The organism is Mesorhizobium sp. M0174 (assembly GCF_040322275.1).
GTDB lineage: Bacteria > Pseudomonadota > Alphaproteobacteria > Rhizobiales > Rhizobiaceae > Mesorhizobium.
On record NZ_JAMYTB010000006.1, the window covers coordinates 234,416 to 248,240 of the forward strand.

The following is a 13,825-nucleotide window of genomic DNA, read 5'->3' on the forward strand; positions in this document are numbered from 1 at the left end:
CGGTGACATCAAGTAAAACCGCCGCTGCCCACAGGTCAACGTTCAAGCCGCATCACATGCCGGCGCGAGCCGGTCATGCCGATCTCGCGAAAGCCGCGGGCGGCGAACGTGTCCCGAAAACCCATAAAGCTGTAGCTCGGCGACGCCTGGTCGACCGGATAGGCTTCGATCGTCCTGGCGCCTTTGGCAAAGGCGTGATCGATGGCCGCGTCGAGCAATGCGCTTGCCAGCCCGCCGCCGCGCAGCGCTCTCGGTACATAGAAGCAGACGATCGACCAGATGCCCATCTCGCTATCGTCCTGCTGCCGTGACAGCTTGCGGTAGGTCTCGCGCGGCGCAATCGAGCACCAGCCGACGGTCCGGCCATCGATCTGGGCGACAATGCCGACCGGCGTGCCGGCGTCGATCAGCGTCATCATCGCGCGTTTCTTCTCGTCGTTCTCGACATGCTCGCGGCGGTCGAGATTGCGCCAAGCCATACACCAGCCCGCCGGGTTGCTCGAACAGGTTTTCGAAATCGGCGCGCGTCGATTGCGTCACCTCCGTGAAGCGCACTTCGCTCAGGTCAAGCTTTTCTGGCGGCGAGCCGCTCGAGCGTCTTGGCATCGGAAAGTTCCTTCACGGCGTCCTTGCCGATCCAGCGTGCGGTCCTGTCTGTCGAGGCCGCCAGTTTTAGCGCCACGGCAAGGGCAGGGCCGTGCAAATTCATCGATCGCTTGCCGATCGAACGAAGCGCCCAGTTCACGGCCTTCTTCACAAAATTGCGGCCGTCGGTCGCATGCGCTTCGATGATCGACAGGAATTCGAGGAAGGTCGTCTTGGGTTCCTTCTTCCGGTGGACTACCGACCAGGCCATCATCGCAAAAGCCGTGCGTCGAACGAATTCCCGTTCGTCGACCGCGAATTCGGCGATCAATTCCTTCCAGCAATCCGTATCGACAAAGAGATCGGAGACCCCGTCGACGATATCCCACGAGTCGAAAGTCGCCGCCCATCGTCTTGCATCCGCGGCGGAGAACCGCTCCGGATCGGCTGTCACGGAAGCGATGAACTGCGCCTCCATGATGCCTGTCTGCCAAAGCTCAAAGGCACGCTCATGGTTGCGCTTGATTTTCTTGGCAATCTGCCGCTGCACGCCATGCGAGATACCGAGCGCACGTTCGATCTTGATGCCGTAGCGCAGCATGCCAAGCCGATTTTCCTCCGAGGCGATCGAGCGCAGATGAGCAACGATTTCATCGGCGCTGGATTGAGGCGAAAGCTCGGCCACGGTGAAGTCCTATTTCTCCAGCCGCGCCAGCAGCGAGGACGTGTCCCAGCGCTTGCCGCCCATCGCCTGCACGTCCTTGTAGAACTGGTCGACAAGTGCCGTCACCGGCAGTTTGGCGCCGTTGCGGTCGGCCTCGGCGAGGCAGATGCCAAGATCCTTGCGCATCCAGTCGACGGCGAAGCCGAAATCATATTTGCCGGCATTCATCGTCTTGTGCCGGTTCTCCATCTGCCAGGAACCGGCCGCACCCTTGGAAATCACCTCGATGACCTTTTCGATGTCGAGCCCTGCCTTCTTGCCGAAATGGATGCCCTCGGCCAGGCCCTGAACGAGGCCGGCGATGCAGATCTGGTTGATCATCTTGGTGAGCTGGCCAGCCCCGGCCGGTCCCATCAATCCGACCATGCGGGCATAAGCATCTATGACTGGCTTGGCCCTGTCGAAGGCGTCGGGCTCGCCGCCGACCATCACGGTCAGCATGCCGTTCTCGGCGCCTGCCTGGCCGCCGGAGACCGGGGCGTCGAGGAACGCAAACCCGAGCGCTTGCGACTGCTGCGCCAGTTCGCGCGCGACCTCCGCCGATGCCGTGGTGTTGTCGATGAAGATGGCGCCTTTCTTCACGGAATTGAAGGCGCCTTCGGCACCGGTCGTCACCGAGCGCAGATCGTCGTCATTGCCGACGCAGGAAAAGACGAAGTCCTTGCCCGCGGCCGCCTCGGCTGGTGTCGCGGCGAAGCTGCCACCATGCTGGGCAACCCACTGCTCGGCCTTGGCCCTGGTGCGGTTGTAGACGGTGACGTCGTGACCGCCCTTGTTCTTGAGATGTCCGGCCATCGAATAGCCCATGACGCCAAGACCAAGAAATGCCACCGAAGCCATGTTTTCGAATCCCTTAGTAGCCTGCTTTGCGGTCTTCTTACCGGATCAGGCAAGGCGATGGGAGTCAGCGGTGCAGATGGATGGTGATGCGCCGTTCGATCCACTCGACGCCGTGGCGCAATGTTTCCACGATGATCAGATAGATGATCGCCGCCCAGATGTACGACTGAAAGTCGAAGGTGCGCGCATAGGTGAGCCGGGTGATGCCCATCAAATCGTAGACCGTGATGATGGCGACGATTGCCGAGCCCTTGATCATCAGGATGATCTCGTTGCCATACGGGCGCAACGCGACGATCAGCGCCTGCGGCAGGATGATCTTCCACATCGTCTGCAGTTTGTGCAGGCCGAGCGAGGCGGCACCTTCCCACTGGCCCCTCGGCACGCTCTCGATTGCGCCACGCAAAATCTCGGCCTGGTACGCGGCCGTATTCAGCGAAAAGGCGAAGATCGCGCAGTTGAACGCTTCGCGGAAGAAGCCCCACAGTCCGACCATCTCGAGCTCCGGCCGGAAGGAGCCGACCCCATAGTAGACCAGGAAGGTCTGCGCCAACAGCGGCGTGCCGCGAAAGAAATAGACATAGGCATAGGCGAACCCCGAAAGGATCGGGTTCTTCGACATGCGTGCATAGGCGATCGGCACCGACAGGATCGCGCCAAGCACAATCGAGATGGCAACCAGCAACAGGGTGATGCCGAGGCCGGATATGTAGCCGGGTGCATATTTCTGGAAGAACTCCGGGTTCCACGCAGCGACCAGGTAGACGACCATGCCAATGCCGAGAGCGATCCACAGGCCGACCAGGACATGGCCGAGGATGCGTTGACGCGACCAGCCGCGTGCGGGCGGCGGCGGCCGGTCGACCTTCAGCGTGTCGGTGGCCAGGCTCATCTCTTGACCTCGCTGCCGCCGACCGCTCGTTCGATCGCATTGATGCCGAAGGAGGAGACGATCGCCAGCAGGAGATAGGTCAGGCCGGCAAAACCGTAAAACAGGAAGGCATGCTTGGTGACGCGCGCGGCAACCCCGCTCTGCCTGAGGATCTCGTTGAGGCCAACGGCCGAGACGAGCGCGGTGTCCTTGAGCAGGATAAGCCAGAGATTGGCAAGTCCGGGTAATGCGATGCGGATCAACTGCGGCAGCACGATCAGCCGCATCGTCTGGCCGCTGGACAGGCCAACCGAATAGCCTCCCTCATATTGCCCTTTTGGAATGGCGCGGAAGGCGGATAAAAACACCTCGCTGGAATAAGAGGAGAAAATGAAGCAGAGCGCGATCATGCCGGCGACGAAACTGTTGACGTCGGCGGACGTTCCAGGGCTCACTAGGCGGACAATGTACTGCAGGATCAATGGGATGCCGAAGAAGATCAGAAACAGCGTGAGCAGCTCGGGTATTCCGCGAAAAATCGTGGTGTAGATGTTCCCGGCCAGTCTCAGCGACGGCTCTTCCGACTGTTTGGCCAGCGCCACGAAAAAGCCGAGCGTCAGCCCGAAGGGCAGAGTGGCCAGCGCAAGACATACTGTGACAAACACACCCGCGGCGATGTCGTCGAGCCAGCCTTCGGGTCCCCAACTGAGAAGCGTCAGTGCGCTCTGCATCCGCCTGCCTGTTCTCCTTGAGGCTCTTTGAGACCCGTGCCGCGTCACCCCTCGTGCGCGGCATCCTTATAAGAACGGCGGGAATCTCCCGCCGTTCAAGTCCTCGTATGTCGGTCGATCAGGACTCGCCGCCATAAACGTCATATTTGAAGTATTTGTCGTTGATTTCCTTGTACTTTCCGTTTGCTCGGATGGCGTCGATTGCCGCATTGAACTGGTTGACCAGGTCGGTCTCGCCCTTGCGCACGGCAATGCCGGCGCCCGGACCGTGGATTTCGATGACCGGCTTGATTGTGCCGACCAGCTTGCAGCAGGCGCCGTCCGGCGAATCCAGCCATTGCTGCAGCACGACGATGTCGTCATTGGCGGCATCGAGCCGGCCATTGGCCAGATCGAGCTGGTATTCCTGTGCGGTCGGGTACGGCTTGACGGTGCTGTCGGTATAAGTCTTGGTCGAATAGTTGAAATGCGTGGTGGACGCCTGCACGCCGATCGTCTTGCCGGCCAAATCTTCCTTGGTTACACCCTTGATGTCAGTGTCCTTGGGGGCGGCAATCGCCGGCGGCGTATTGTAATATTTGTGGGTGAAGTCGACCTTCTCGGCGCGTTCCGGCGTGATCGACATCGACGCGACGATGGCGTCGAACTTGCCTGCCTGAAGGGCGGGAATGATGCCGTCCCAGTCCTGCGCGACAAAGGTGCACTTCACCTTCATCTCGTCGCAGAGCGCCTTGGCAATGTCGATATCGAAGCCTACGAGCTGGCCGTCGGCTGTCAGATTGTTGAATGGGGGATAGGCTCCCTCGGTGCCGATCCTCAAGGTCTTTTCCTGGGCCTGGGCAACGCCAAGCGTCAGCAGCGCAGCCGAAGCGGCAAGCGCGATACGCAGTGCAATACGCATAATGGTCCTCTCTGTTGGTCCCGGCCGTCGTTCCCGAACGGCTCTGTGGGCGGTGCTTTTGACCGCCCGCTGATGCGATACTCCCATTCTTTCCCAAGAAAAAGCAACTGCAAAACCGTCGCTTGAGGGAAGGTCATGTTCAGAAAGCGATGACGCCGGGTCAGACGCCTAAATTGGAAAGCAAGTGGGCGGAAACTGTCTTCTGCCGCATTTTCAGCGCGACAGGCTTGTGGCGCGCTCGATGAAGTCAGCTATCGAATTCGTGTCGTCGAGATCGAAGGCCGGCAGGTCTTCGCCGACAATGGGGAAGTCGGAGGCGATGGCGACAATGTGTGGATCGCCTGCCGAGAGCGGTGTCCGGTCCTTGGCCTCGAGCCGTCTCGTCTCGAGTTTCTTGTGCGCTTCGCGCTTGTAACCCTCGACCAACACGATGTCGCACGGTGCCAGCCGTGACAGGATCGCGTCTAGCGTCGGCTCGTCCTCGCCGCGCAATTCGTGCATCAGCGCCCAGCGCCTGCCCGACACGACCGCGACCTCCATCGCTCCCGCCTGCCGGTGGCGAAAGCTGTCCGCTCCGGGTTTGTCGATGTCGAAATCATGATGGGCGTGTTTTACCGTCGACACTTTCCAGCCGCGCCGGACGAGTTCGGCCACCAGCTTTTCGGTCAATGTCGTCTTGCCGGAGTTCTTCCAGCCGGTGATGCCGAAAATACGTCTTTTCATGGCTCGATGCTCTGCAACAGATGCACGGCCTGGGCAAGGTCGTCGGGAGTGTTGATGTTGAAGAACGGATCGATCTCGGCCCCGCCGGATTTCAGGATAGGAAATTCCACCTCGACAAAACCGTGCCGGTCGATGAACGCCGCAACTCGCCGGTTGTCTTCCTCGACGAGAAATTGTCGCAAGACCTGATCTAACCCTAGCGGCCAGAGTGCAAAGGTCGGATGCCGTTTGCCGCCGGAACAGGCGACCGCAATCGAGCCGGGGCGTTCGTCGGCTGCCGCGAGCAGCCGCTCGACCATATCCCTGGGCAGGAAAGGCGTATCGCCGGCAGCCGTGACCAGCCCCTGGCAGGTCGTGTCGGAAGCCCATTCGAGGCCGGTCAGTATCCCGGCAAGCGGCCCGGCATAACCTTTGACGGTGTCGGCAAGCACCGGAAGCCCCGTCGCGGCAAACCGTGTCGGATCGCCATTGGCGTTTAGCGCAAGCGGACCGACCTGCGGGCCAAGGCGCGAAACGACACGGTCGAGCAGGGTACCGTCGCCAAGCGCAAGCAGCGTCTTGTCGCCGCCGCCCATCCGGCTCGACCGGCCGCCGGCCAGAATGATCCCTGCGATATGTCGGCCCATCGTTTGCTGCCCAGACCCAAAATCCAGTTTTCAAATCAGACAGTCGTCGACAGTCACTCTATATGCCGTCCGGCGCCATGTCCGGTCCAGTGCTTTCGGCGGCTGTTTTTCGCCGGCCGACGATCCGTTCGCGGTAGAGTGCATAGAGGCCTGAGCCGATGATGATCGTGGCACCGCCGATCATCGGCAGATCCGGGACATCGCCGAAGATCGTGAAGCCAAGCAGGATCGACCAGAGCAGGGCGGTGTAGCGGAACGGCGCGATGAAGGAGATATCGCCCACCCGCATCGCCGTGATGATGAAGTGGTAGCCGATGAGCACGAGCACCGCCGCCAGCGCCAGGAACGCCGTGCTTTGTCCTGTCATCGGTGTCCAGCCGCCCATCGGTGAAAGCAATGCCGCGCCCAGAAACGTCATGGCAAGGGCGGTGGCGCTCGATACCAGCAATGTCGGAATTGCCTGCGGTATCCGCTTGGTGGCGAGATCGCGCACCGAACAGCATGCCACGCTGGCCAGCGCCAGCAGAGAAAAGACGCTGAACCCTTCGAAGCCCGGCCGCACGATGATCAGCACGCCGGCAAAACCGATGGCAATAGCCAGCCAGCGCCGCCAGCCGACGCCCTCGTTGAACACAAGCGCTGCGCCCATCGTCACCGCCAGCGGCAGCGCCTGCAGCACGGCGGAGACATTGGCGATCGGAAGATGCGCCAGAGCAACCAGGAAGGACACCGTGGCGCCGGCCTCGCTGGCAACGCGCAGCGCAACGGTCGGCTGCAGCATCGAACCTGGCCGGGCAAGCGCGCCGCGTTGCCACGCAAGCAGGCCAACGAAAAGCGAAGCGAAGGCGCCGCGGATCAGCATGACCTGCGCCATGTTCATCGATTCCGACGAGAATTTGGTGATAGCGTCGTTGAGAGTGAAACCAGCCATGGCCACCATCATGAACAACGCGCCGCGCAGGTTTGGCGAAAGAGGCAAGGCAGATTACCGGGTGAGTCCTGCAGCAAGCGTCTAGCAGGCACCCGCAAAACAGCAACGTCAAAGGGCTGGGCCACAGCCTTTCTATGGCCCGTAACATCTGTCGCGCAAGAGCGGCAGGGCTTATTTGGGCGTCAGTACCTCGGTGCCGTTGCCTTCCTTGCCGGCAATCGTCCACAGGCCACGCAGCGAGCCGTCGTCCTGCACCTTGTAGACGACAAGACCGACCGCCTTGCCCATGACATAACCGGCGGAGAAGGCATCGTCGTTGCGCATGCAGATGCCGTCCGAGGACGAGCCGCCTGTCTCCCAATGGATCGTGCAGGTCGTCTCGCTAGTCAGCGTGATCGTCGCGTCGCCACCATAGGACGACCCATCGAAATTGGTGCCGGCCACGGCATAGGTGCCGCCGATCGACTGGGCCGCCGCGGGCAGGGCCGCGAGGCTGAGCAATGCAAGAGAAAGAATGAGTTTGCGCATATCGTATTCCCCCACTGGGCGAAGCACCGCTCCAGAGCAGAGGCTAGGCCCGAATGGGCTTGCGGTAAATCCGGTGACCGTTTGCGGACAAGACCTTTTCTGGTGTGACCCCGAAAGGTGCCCTTTTAAAGGTTCGGTTCGGATGGCAAATCGATCACACTGCCGCTCGAGGAAAATTCTCGACGAGATCAATTTGCTCGGCAAGAGTCGCCAAATTGGTCATTGTAGGCTTCTGATCTTGTCTGGGGAGGTGGTCCATGACGAATGCACGAGGCAATGCGGCCAGGCTTGGCACAGGCAGCAGGCGGCACGTTTCGTCGGCTTTCCGGTTCTCTTCTGCACTGGCGGTCATCTTCATGGCGATAGCGCCTGCGTTGGCCGAGAACGGCGCTTCGGCATCGGCAGTCGAACGGATGTCCACGCCGGGTCACGAAGCGAATGAGCTCGCTCGCCGCATCGGGAAGTGGAACGTCGTCAACACGATCTGGCCAACCCCCGGTGCGCAGCCGATCGTGATGACCGGGCTGGTGGCCGAACGTACGATGATCGGCCCCTTCATGCAGGAGGTGATGCGCCCGGCGCCCGGGTCGAAAATCCCGGACTTCCAGCGGATAGCCTATTTGAGCTATGACCGGGTGGAGGGCCGCTGGAAGTATGTCTCCATGGACACCCGTTTCCCGGCAGGGATCATGCCCGCCTGGAGTTTTGGTGGCGAAGAGGACGGCAAGATTTCACTGCTGTTCGAGCCGCTTGGTTTCGTCGGCTTCAGGCCCGAGGTCGAAGGGCGATACACGGCCTCCGATTTCATCATTTCCAGGGATGGCGACAACCACGAGGTGGCCGAGCAGCATTTCCTCCAGGCCAATGGCAGCGGCAGGAAATGGCTCGCCGTGCAGTACGACTACACGCGTCAGCCTTAATTCATCAGCAAAAACAATAGGCTGCGAATACGTCGAGACGGGCCGGATGCTCACGGCCCCCTGAGGCTGCCGGCGATGGCACCGACGAGCGGGTCGTATTTCGATTTCAGGGCTGGCGGATAGTCGATCCAGACCGTGCGGATGACACCATCTTTTCCGAACAGGCGGCGTTCGTAGAAGATGTTCCCGCCTTTGATGCCCGACAGCACCGCCCAGTCCTTGCCGGTCTTGCTGTAGGTGATCTTATAGCCAGGTTCCTTGCTGGCCCTCTCGGCGGAGAGGAAGGCTTTCGGGGTGTCATCATCGACATTGAGAATGCCTGAACAGATCAGGCTGGCGCCATCGGCAGTGAGCCACCGTTGTCCATCGCCATTATCCGGCTCAGCCTGGCGAAGAGTGAAGATTTCATCCGGAAAGGTGCAGACGGTACCGAAGCGCTCGTTCGTATAAGTAAATGGCGCGGCAACTGCCATGGTCCCCGCCATCACTCCGAAAAACGTCAGGACTAAAAGAAACCGCTGCACGCCTTGCCTCGCGCTGATACCAAGGCGATTGTTCTTGCACGAAATCGGCTAAAAATCAGCCGCCGGTGACGCTCATATGCCGCGACACCGACGGACGGTTGGTGCGGCGATCGATGATGAAGTCATGGCCTTTGGGCTTGCGGTCGATTGCTTCGTCGATGGCATCGGCGACCAGCTCGTTGCCTTCCGACGCACGCAGTGGCGCGCGCAGGTCTGCGGCATCTTCCTGGCCGAGGCACATGTAAAGGGTGCCGGTGCAGGTCAGCCGGACCCGGTTGCAGCTTTCGCAGAAATTATGCGTCATCGGCGTGATGAAGCCCAGCCGCCCGCCGGTCTCGGCGACATGGACGTAGCGGGCCGGGCCACCGGTCTTGTAGGGAATATCGCTCAGCGTGAATTGGCGCTCGAGTGCTGCACGCAGCAGCGACAGCGGCAAATACTGATCGGTGCGGTCGGCATCGATCTCGCCCATCGGCATGGTTTCGATGACCGTCAGATCCATGCCGCGGCCATGCGCCCAGCGTAGCATGTCCGGCAATTCGGCGTCATTGAAGTCCTTCAACGCCACAGCGTTGAGCTTTACCTTCAGCCCGGCCGCCTGCGCGGCGTCGATGCCATCCATGACCTTGTCCAGATTGCCCCAGCGGGTGATCTGTCGAAATTTGTCGGCATCGAGAGTATCGAGCGAGACGTTAATGCGTTTGACGCCGCAGTCGGCGAGCTCGGCGGCAAAGCGGGAAAGCTGCGATCCATTGGTGGTCAGCGTCAGCTCTTCCAGCGCACCGCTCTCGAGATGCCGCGAAAGCTGGCGCACAAGATGCATGATGTTCTTGCGTACCAGCGGCTCACCGCCGGTGAGGCGAAGCTTGCGCACGCCCTTTTCGATGAAGACCGTGCAGAGCCGGTCGAGCTCTTCCAGCGACAGCAGGTCCTTCTTGGGCAGGAACGTCATGTCCTCGGCCATGCAATAAGTGCAGCGAAAATCGCAGCGGTCCGTAACCGACACGCGCAGGTAGGTGATCGTGCGACCGAAAGGATCGATCATATCCATGCTGTACGCTTCCCGTGGCCGTGAACGGCTTCGTTATATATAGCTATGTGATACGAGCCAACTTGCCATTCAAGATATCAGCTCGCGATCTCCGGTAACATTCCGACGCCGACAGATCATGTCGGAACTTTCGATGCGGCCTTTTCCCTCGACACGAAGCGGCGTAGGGAAGGGCGGTTCTCCGCAGGATCCACCACCATGACAGCGCCGAAGGAACTCAGGGTCTCGAAAGATCGCAAGCTGCTTTCCGTGACCTTTCCGGGACATCAGCCGTTCGAGTTGCCGGCCGAGCTTCTGCGGGTCGCCTCGCCATCGGCCGAGGTGCAGGGCCATTCGCCCGAACAGCGCGTCACCGTTCCCGGCAAGCGCAATGTGGCGATCCTGAAGATCGAGCCGGTCGGCAACTATGCCGTGCGCATCACCTTCGACGATTTCCACGACACCGGTATCTTCACCTGGAACTACCTGCATACGTTGGGTCATGAGAAGGACGCACGCTGGGCCGCCTATCTCGCCGAGCTGGAAGAGAAGGGGCTGAGCCGCGACCGCTGAATGGTTTCGCGGTATGCTCAGCGCAGGATCGCCAGGATCTCGCCGGTGTCATAGTAAAACGGCGTGCCTTCGATCAGTCGGTCATCCTTGAAGCGCAAGACTCGGCAAACGGCTGTATGATTGTTGCACCAGTGGCTCGCGACGTCAGCGAAAGCATGCAGCTCATGAACACCACGTTATCGTTCTGGGCGGTTTGAAGATCCTCCACCGCCACGTCGCTCCAGATTTCCCGCATCTTGCGGAAAAGAGCGCCAACGCCGTCGAGGCCATTCCAGTCACCGGCATAGGGCAGGGACTGCGGCTCATGCACCACAATCTCGGCATGGAATGCGCTGGCAAGCACATCGAGGCTTTCCGATCCTGATTGCAGGAAACGCATTTCAACATTGAACATGTTTTCAATAAGTTCCATGGCGGTGCGTCGCCGGTCGAGCGGTTTATCCATTTTCGGTCTCCGTATCCGTCGGTGCGATTGTGTAGGTGAAAGCGGTTTGCCCTTCTTCGCGTTGCCTCGACACCCGTTTCCTGATGACCGGCAAGCGGGCACGATGTCGTGAAAACGTCATGCATCTGGAGCAGCCGGCAAAGCTTTGGAGACGAAAACATGTCCATGATCACCAGCGTCGAACAGCTCGAAACGCTCTATGGCCCGCCTGGCGAGGCGTCGGTGGTCAAAGAACTCGATCAGCTGATTCCCGAATACGCAGCTATCATCGAGGCTTCGCCGTTCGCCGTGCTCGCAACCTGCGGGCCTGAAGGGCTGGACTGCTCGCCGCGCGGCGATCTCGCCGGCTTCGTCCGCATCCACGATCCGAAAACGGTGATGATGCCAGACCGGCGCGGCAACAACCGTGCCGATTCGCTAAGGAACATCCTTCGCGATCCGCGCGTCGCGCTCCTGTTCCTGGTGCCGGGTTCCGGCACGACGCTGCGCGTCAATGGCCGCGCCCACATCACCACCGATGCCGCGCTCTGCGACTCGTTCGCAGTCGAAGGCAAGCCGGCGCGCTCGGTGACGGTCATCGAGGTCGATGCGGTCTATTTCCAGTGCGCCCGCGCCATCCACCGGTCGGAGTTGTGGAATCCGGCAAGGCATGTCGACCCGAGATCGCTGCCGACTCCCGGCCAAATTCTGGAAATCACCAGCCGCAAGAACATCGACGGCGAGGTCTACGACAAGGAATGGCCGGAGCGCGCGAAAAAATCGATGTGGTGAAGCACTTGTTGGTGGAGCGCTGGGCTGTCAGGCGGTCTTCAAAACCTCGGCAACCCTACGCATCTGTTCGCCGATCATGTCGCATTGCTCCGGCGTCGACTGGCTCATCGCCTTCTCGATCAGCGCCATATGGACCTTCAGCGCCTGCATCAGCAGTGCCTCGCCGGTCTCGGTCAACGTCAGCCGCAGCACGCGCTTGTCCTTCTCGTCGCCCTCGCGGCGCAGCAGGCCACGAGTCTCCAGCTGCGGCAAAAGCATGGTGATGTTGGAGCGACCGACCAGCAGCCGGCGAGCGAGGTCGTGCTGCGACATGCCGGGATGACGGTAGAGGTTCATCAGCACGTCGAGCTGCGCCGGCTTCAGGTCGAGCGGCGCCAGCTTCACCGCCAGGGTGCGTTCCAGCACGTGGCATGCGCGCGCCACTGCCACCCAGTTGCGAAAGCGCGGGTTGTCCCAGGGCAGGTCTTGCTTAATGTTCATGTTTGAACTATTATGTTCATGCTTGAACCAATGAATGGATCGCCACTATGGCATCATTTGGACTGAAGGTCATCCGCGGCACGTTCGGAGTGGCTGAGCATGTGGCACCGCGACTCACCGGGCGCGCTGCATTCGAGCTGTTCTGCCGCACGCCGCATGAGAAGAGCTTGAGTGAAGGCGAGCGCCGCGCAATCGATCGCGCCGCCGATTTCATGACCCAGGCACGACATCACCGGCTAAAGACCAGAACCGGCTGCGTCATGGTGCATGAATTCCGGCCCGAGCCGGGCAGGGCCACTGCCGGCACCGTGCTCGTCATCCATGGTTGGCGTTCGCGCACCGAATACATGCGCACGCTGATCGAAGCCTATCGCGATGCTGGCTATAAGGTCGTCTCGCTCGACCTGCCGGGCCACGGCCAGTCGCAGGGCCGCCGGCTTACCCTGGTCAGTGCGGTCGACGCGGCACGGGTTGCCGGCGAATGGTTCGGGCCGTTTGCCGCGATCGTCGGCCATTCCTTTGGTGGTGCCGTTGCCGCCAATGCAGTTGCCGGTTCAATCAGGAACATCCCGCGATTGGCGGCCGGGCGACTGGTGCTTATCGCTGCGCCGAGCTCACTGCCGGCAATCTTTGCTGATTTCAGTCGCATGCTGAATGTCGGCTCGCGCTCGCAGGTCGCCATGGCCGACCGGGTCGAGCGTATCGCCGGCCGGCCGTTGCACGAGTTTACCGGTGATCGCCAGCTGGCAAGCACGCTGCTGCCGACGCTGGTGATCCACGCGCCGGACGACCGCGAAGTGTCCGCCGATCATGCAAGGCTCTACGCGCGCGCCGGAGACCATGTGCGGCTGTACTGGGCCGACGGGCTCGGCCACCGCCGCATTCTCGCCGACAGGGGTGTGGTGGAGCGTGCCGTTGGCTTCGTTGCCGGCAGGCTGGAGCCGTCTCTGCAGTGATCTGAATGTCTGGTCTTGTCTGCCGGGTTCGATCGTCACGCCGCCACCCCGGTGCCGGCCATCGCTATCCAAGCCGCCATTGCCCCGGCCACCGTCGCCAGAAGGGCCGAGCGCGACGCGCCGTCGCGCGCCTGGATCGACATGCCGTGCTGCACGGTGGCGTAGAAGGTCGCGGCCGTACCGCAGTCGAAATCGGCCGGCAACTCTCCTTCGGCCACGCCACGCTCGAAGCGTCTCAGCAAGGCTTCGCGGTTTTCGGCGCGGCGACGGCGCAGATCATCACAGATGGCGCCGCGGCTTGAGTCCTGGTGCAATGCGGCGAGCGCGATAAGGCAGCCTTGCGGACGACCGGTCTGTGAATAGGCCCTGGCAGTCTGCCGCAGGAACCGCTCGACGGCCTGGCGCGCGGTCGGCGCCTTTTCCAGCGCGGACCAGATCTCGGTTCCCTCGACCCGCGTGTAAAGCTCGGTTGCCTCGAGAAATAGCGCTTCCTTGCTGCCGAAGGCGGCATAGAGGCTGGGTGAGTTGATGCCCATTGCAGCGGTCAGATCGCTTATCGACGCGCCCTCATAACCCTTGAGCCAAAACACTTCCATTGCGCGCCGCAAGGCGGCGGCTCGATCGAAGGTGCGGGGGCGGCCTCGTTCCGGCATGGTATCCTTTCTG

General features: G+C 61.3%; 19 protein-coding genes and 1 pseudogene. 4 read left to right on the forward strand and 16 right to left on the reverse strand.

Annotated elements, in window-relative coordinates; all coding sequences use genetic code 11:
• Nucleotides 1-35 precede the first annotated feature (35 nt).
• From NKJ13_RS15260 to NKJ13_RS15310, 11 genes and pseudogenes are all read right to left on the reverse strand, one after another.
• Entirely contained in the window at nucleotides 36-479 is a 444-nt protein-coding gene (locus tag NKJ13_RS15260; protein WP_352508416.1) for a GNAT family N-acetyltransferase, read from the reverse strand.
• Nucleotides 480-565: 86 nt separating this feature from the next.
• Nucleotides 566-1,270 (reverse strand): DNA alkylation repair protein, encoded by a 705-nt coding sequence (locus tag NKJ13_RS15265; RefSeq protein WP_352508417.1) that lies wholly within the window; start codon nucleotides 1,268-1,270, stop codon nucleotides 566-568.
• Nucleotides 1,271-1,279: 9 nt separating this feature from the next.
• Nucleotides 1,280-2,152: pseudogene (locus NKJ13_RS15270) on the reverse strand (NAD(P)-dependent oxidoreductase); the annotation flags it as partial.
• 61 nt (nucleotides 2,153-2,213) lie between these two features.
• The gene (locus NKJ13_RS15275; protein ID WP_023675012.1) at nucleotides 2,214-3,041 is read right to left on the reverse strand and encodes an ABC transporter permease; all 828 of its coding nucleotides are present in this window, start codon (nucleotides 3,039-3,041) and stop codon (nucleotides 2,214-2,216) included.
• On the reverse strand, nucleotides 3,038-3,751 hold the full coding sequence (locus NKJ13_RS15280) for an ABC transporter permease (RefSeq protein WP_352736483.1): 714 nt from the start codon (nucleotides 3,749-3,751) through the stop codon (nucleotides 3,038-3,040). Before NKJ13_RS15280 ends, NKJ13_RS15275 begins: the two co-directional genes overlap by 4 nt.
• Before the next feature lie 118 nt (nucleotides 3,752-3,869).
• On the reverse strand, nucleotides 3,870-4,652 hold the full coding sequence (locus NKJ13_RS15285) for an ABC transporter substrate-binding protein (RefSeq protein ID WP_023717637.1): 783 nt from the start codon (nucleotides 4,650-4,652) through the stop codon (nucleotides 3,870-3,872).
• Between the two features lie 213 nt (nucleotides 4,653-4,865).
• Nucleotides 4,866-5,375 (reverse strand): molybdopterin-guanine dinucleotide biosynthesis protein B, encoded by a 510-nt coding sequence (mobB, locus tag NKJ13_RS15290; RefSeq protein WP_352508418.1) that lies wholly within the window; start codon nucleotides 5,373-5,375, stop codon nucleotides 4,866-4,868.
• Complete coding sequence (gene mobA / locus NKJ13_RS15295; RefSeq protein WP_352508419.1) at nucleotides 5,372-6,001, reverse strand: molybdenum cofactor guanylyltransferase MobA; 630 nt, start codon at nucleotides 5,999-6,001, stop codon at nucleotides 5,372-5,374. The genes mobB and mobA overlap by 4 nt, the downstream gene beginning before the upstream one ends.
• A gap of 58 nt (nucleotides 6,002-6,059) precedes the next feature.
• On the reverse strand, nucleotides 6,060-6,980 hold the full coding sequence (locus tag NKJ13_RS15300; protein ID WP_352508420.1) for a DMT family transporter: 921 nt from the start codon (nucleotides 6,978-6,980) through the stop codon (nucleotides 6,060-6,062).
• 123 nt (nucleotides 6,981-7,103) lie between these two features.
• Entirely contained in the window at nucleotides 7,104-7,460 is a 357-nt protein-coding gene (locus tag NKJ13_RS15305; RefSeq protein WP_352448884.1) for a hypothetical protein, read from the reverse strand.
• A 154-nt stretch (nucleotides 7,461-7,614) separates the two neighbouring features.
• Nucleotides 7,615-7,818, reverse strand: a complete 204-nt coding sequence (locus tag NKJ13_RS15310; RefSeq protein WP_352508421.1) for a hypothetical protein — start codon at nucleotides 7,816-7,818, stop codon at nucleotides 7,615-7,617.
• 16 nt (nucleotides 7,819-7,834) lie between these two features.
• On the opposite strand from NKJ13_RS15310, the gene NKJ13_RS15315 reads away from it, so the two are divergent.
• On the forward strand, nucleotides 7,835-8,380 hold the full coding sequence (locus NKJ13_RS15315) for a hypothetical protein (protein ID WP_352508422.1): 546 nt from the start codon (nucleotides 7,835-7,837) through the stop codon (nucleotides 8,378-8,380).
• 50 nt (nucleotides 8,381-8,430) lie between these two features.
• Here the strand turns inward: NKJ13_RS15315 and NKJ13_RS15320 are convergent, their stop codons facing one another.
• Entirely contained in the window at nucleotides 8,431-8,853 is a 423-nt protein-coding gene (locus NKJ13_RS15320) for a hypothetical protein (RefSeq protein ID WP_352508423.1), read from the reverse strand.
• A gap of 106 nt (nucleotides 8,854-8,959) precedes the next feature.
• The gene (gene moaA, locus NKJ13_RS15325) at nucleotides 8,960-9,955 is read right to left on the reverse strand and encodes a GTP 3',8-cyclase MoaA (RefSeq protein WP_352478871.1); all 996 of its coding nucleotides are present in this window, start codon (nucleotides 9,953-9,955) and stop codon (nucleotides 8,960-8,962) included.
• A 198-nt stretch (nucleotides 9,956-10,153) separates the two neighbouring features.
• Here moaA and NKJ13_RS15330 point away from each other — a divergent pair, with 198 nt between their 5' ends.
• Entirely contained in the window at nucleotides 10,154-10,507 is a 354-nt protein-coding gene (locus tag NKJ13_RS15330) for a gamma-butyrobetaine hydroxylase family protein (RefSeq protein WP_023717628.1), read from the forward strand.
• 73 nt (nucleotides 10,508-10,580) lie between these two features.
• Here NKJ13_RS15330 and NKJ13_RS15335 read toward each other — a convergent pair whose 3' ends face one another.
• On the reverse strand, nucleotides 10,581-10,952 hold the full coding sequence (locus NKJ13_RS15335) for a nuclear transport factor 2 family protein (protein WP_352777872.1): 372 nt from the start codon (nucleotides 10,950-10,952) through the stop codon (nucleotides 10,581-10,583).
• 159 nt (nucleotides 10,953-11,111) lie between these two features.
• On the opposite strand from NKJ13_RS15335, the gene NKJ13_RS15340 reads away from it, so the two are divergent.
• Nucleotides 11,112-11,723: a pyridoxamine 5'-phosphate oxidase family protein gene (locus tag NKJ13_RS15340; protein WP_352508425.1), complete on the forward strand. Its 612-nt coding sequence runs from the start codon at nucleotides 11,112-11,114 to the stop codon at nucleotides 11,721-11,723.
• A 27-nt stretch (nucleotides 11,724-11,750) separates the two neighbouring features.
• On the opposite strand, the gene NKJ13_RS15345 is transcribed toward NKJ13_RS15340, so the two are convergent.
• Nucleotides 11,751-12,203, reverse strand: a complete 453-nt coding sequence (locus NKJ13_RS15345; RefSeq protein WP_352689332.1) for a MarR family winged helix-turn-helix transcriptional regulator — start codon at nucleotides 12,201-12,203, stop codon at nucleotides 11,751-11,753.
• A 47-nt stretch (nucleotides 12,204-12,250) separates the two neighbouring features.
• Here NKJ13_RS15345 and NKJ13_RS15350 point away from each other — a divergent pair, with 47 nt between their 5' ends.
• Nucleotides 12,251-13,159, forward strand: a complete 909-nt coding sequence (locus NKJ13_RS15350; RefSeq protein ID WP_352508427.1) for an alpha/beta hydrolase — start codon at nucleotides 12,251-12,253, stop codon at nucleotides 13,157-13,159.
• A gap of 35 nt (nucleotides 13,160-13,194) precedes the next feature.
• On the opposite strand, the gene NKJ13_RS15355 is transcribed toward NKJ13_RS15350, so the two are convergent.
• Nucleotides 13,195-13,812: a TetR/AcrR family transcriptional regulator gene (locus tag NKJ13_RS15355; RefSeq protein WP_352689330.1), complete on the reverse strand. Its 618-nt coding sequence runs from the start codon at nucleotides 13,810-13,812 to the stop codon at nucleotides 13,195-13,197.
• Between the last annotated feature and the right edge of the window lie 13 nt (nucleotides 13,813-13,825).

Excerpts from the sequence above, each read along its gene's own strand:
- NKJ13_RS15330 (WP_023717628.1), top strand. The coding sequence starts at position 10,154 with ATGACAGCGCCGAAGGAACTCAGGGTCTCGAAAGATCGCAAGCTGCTT.
- NKJ13_RS15280 (WP_352736483.1), bottom strand. The coding sequence starts at position 3,751 with ATGCAGAGCGCACTGACGCTTCTCAGTTGGGGACCCGAAGGCTGGCTC.
- NKJ13_RS15260 (WP_352508416.1), bottom strand. The coding sequence starts at position 479 with ATGGCTTGGCGCAATCTCGACCGCCGCGAGCATGTCGAGAACGACGAG.
- NKJ13_RS15340 (WP_352508425.1), top strand. The coding sequence starts at position 11,112 with ATGTCCATGATCACCAGCGTCGAACAGCTCGAAACGCTCTATGGCCCG.
- NKJ13_RS15350 (WP_352508427.1), top strand. The coding sequence starts at position 12,251 with ATGGCATCATTTGGACTGAAGGTCATCCGCGGCACGTTCGGAGTGGCT.
- NKJ13_RS15335 (WP_352777872.1), bottom strand. The coding sequence starts at position 10,952 with ATGGATAAACCGCTCGACCGGCGACGCACCGCCATGGAACTTATTGAA.
- NKJ13_RS15275 (WP_023675012.1), bottom strand. The coding sequence starts at position 3,041 with ATGAGCCTGGCCACCGACACGCTGAAGGTCGACCGGCCGCCGCCGCCC.
- NKJ13_RS15320 (WP_352508423.1), bottom strand. The coding sequence starts at position 8,853 with ATGGCAGTTGCCGCGCCATTTACTTATACGAACGAGCGCTTCGGTACC.
- mobA (WP_352508419.1), bottom strand. The coding sequence starts at position 6,001 with ATGGGCCGACATATCGCAGGGATCATTCTGGCCGGCGGCCGGTCGAGC.
- NKJ13_RS15285 (WP_023717637.1), bottom strand. The coding sequence starts at position 4,652 with ATGCGTATTGCACTGCGTATCGCGCTTGCCGCTTCGGCTGCGCTGCTG.
- mobB (WP_352508418.1), bottom strand. The coding sequence starts at position 5,375 with ATGAAAAGACGTATTTTCGGCATCACCGGCTGGAAGAACTCCGGCAAG.
- NKJ13_RS15345 (WP_352689332.1), bottom strand. The coding sequence starts at position 12,203 with ATGAACATTAAGCAAGACCTGCCCTGGGACAACCCGCGCTTTCGCAAC.
- moaA (WP_352478871.1), bottom strand. The coding sequence starts at position 9,955 with ATGGATATGATCGATCCTTTCGGTCGCACGATCACCTACCTGCGCGTG.
- NKJ13_RS15305 (WP_352448884.1), bottom strand. The coding sequence starts at position 7,460 with ATGCGCAAACTCATTCTTTCTCTTGCATTGCTCAGCCTCGCGGCCCTG.
- NKJ13_RS15355 (WP_352689330.1), bottom strand. The coding sequence starts at position 13,812 with ATGCCGGAACGAGGCCGCCCCCGCACCTTCGATCGAGCCGCCGCCTTG.
- NKJ13_RS15310 (WP_352508421.1), bottom strand. The coding sequence starts at position 7,818 with ATGAAGATGACCGCCAGTGCAGAAGAGAACCGGAAAGCCGACGAAACG.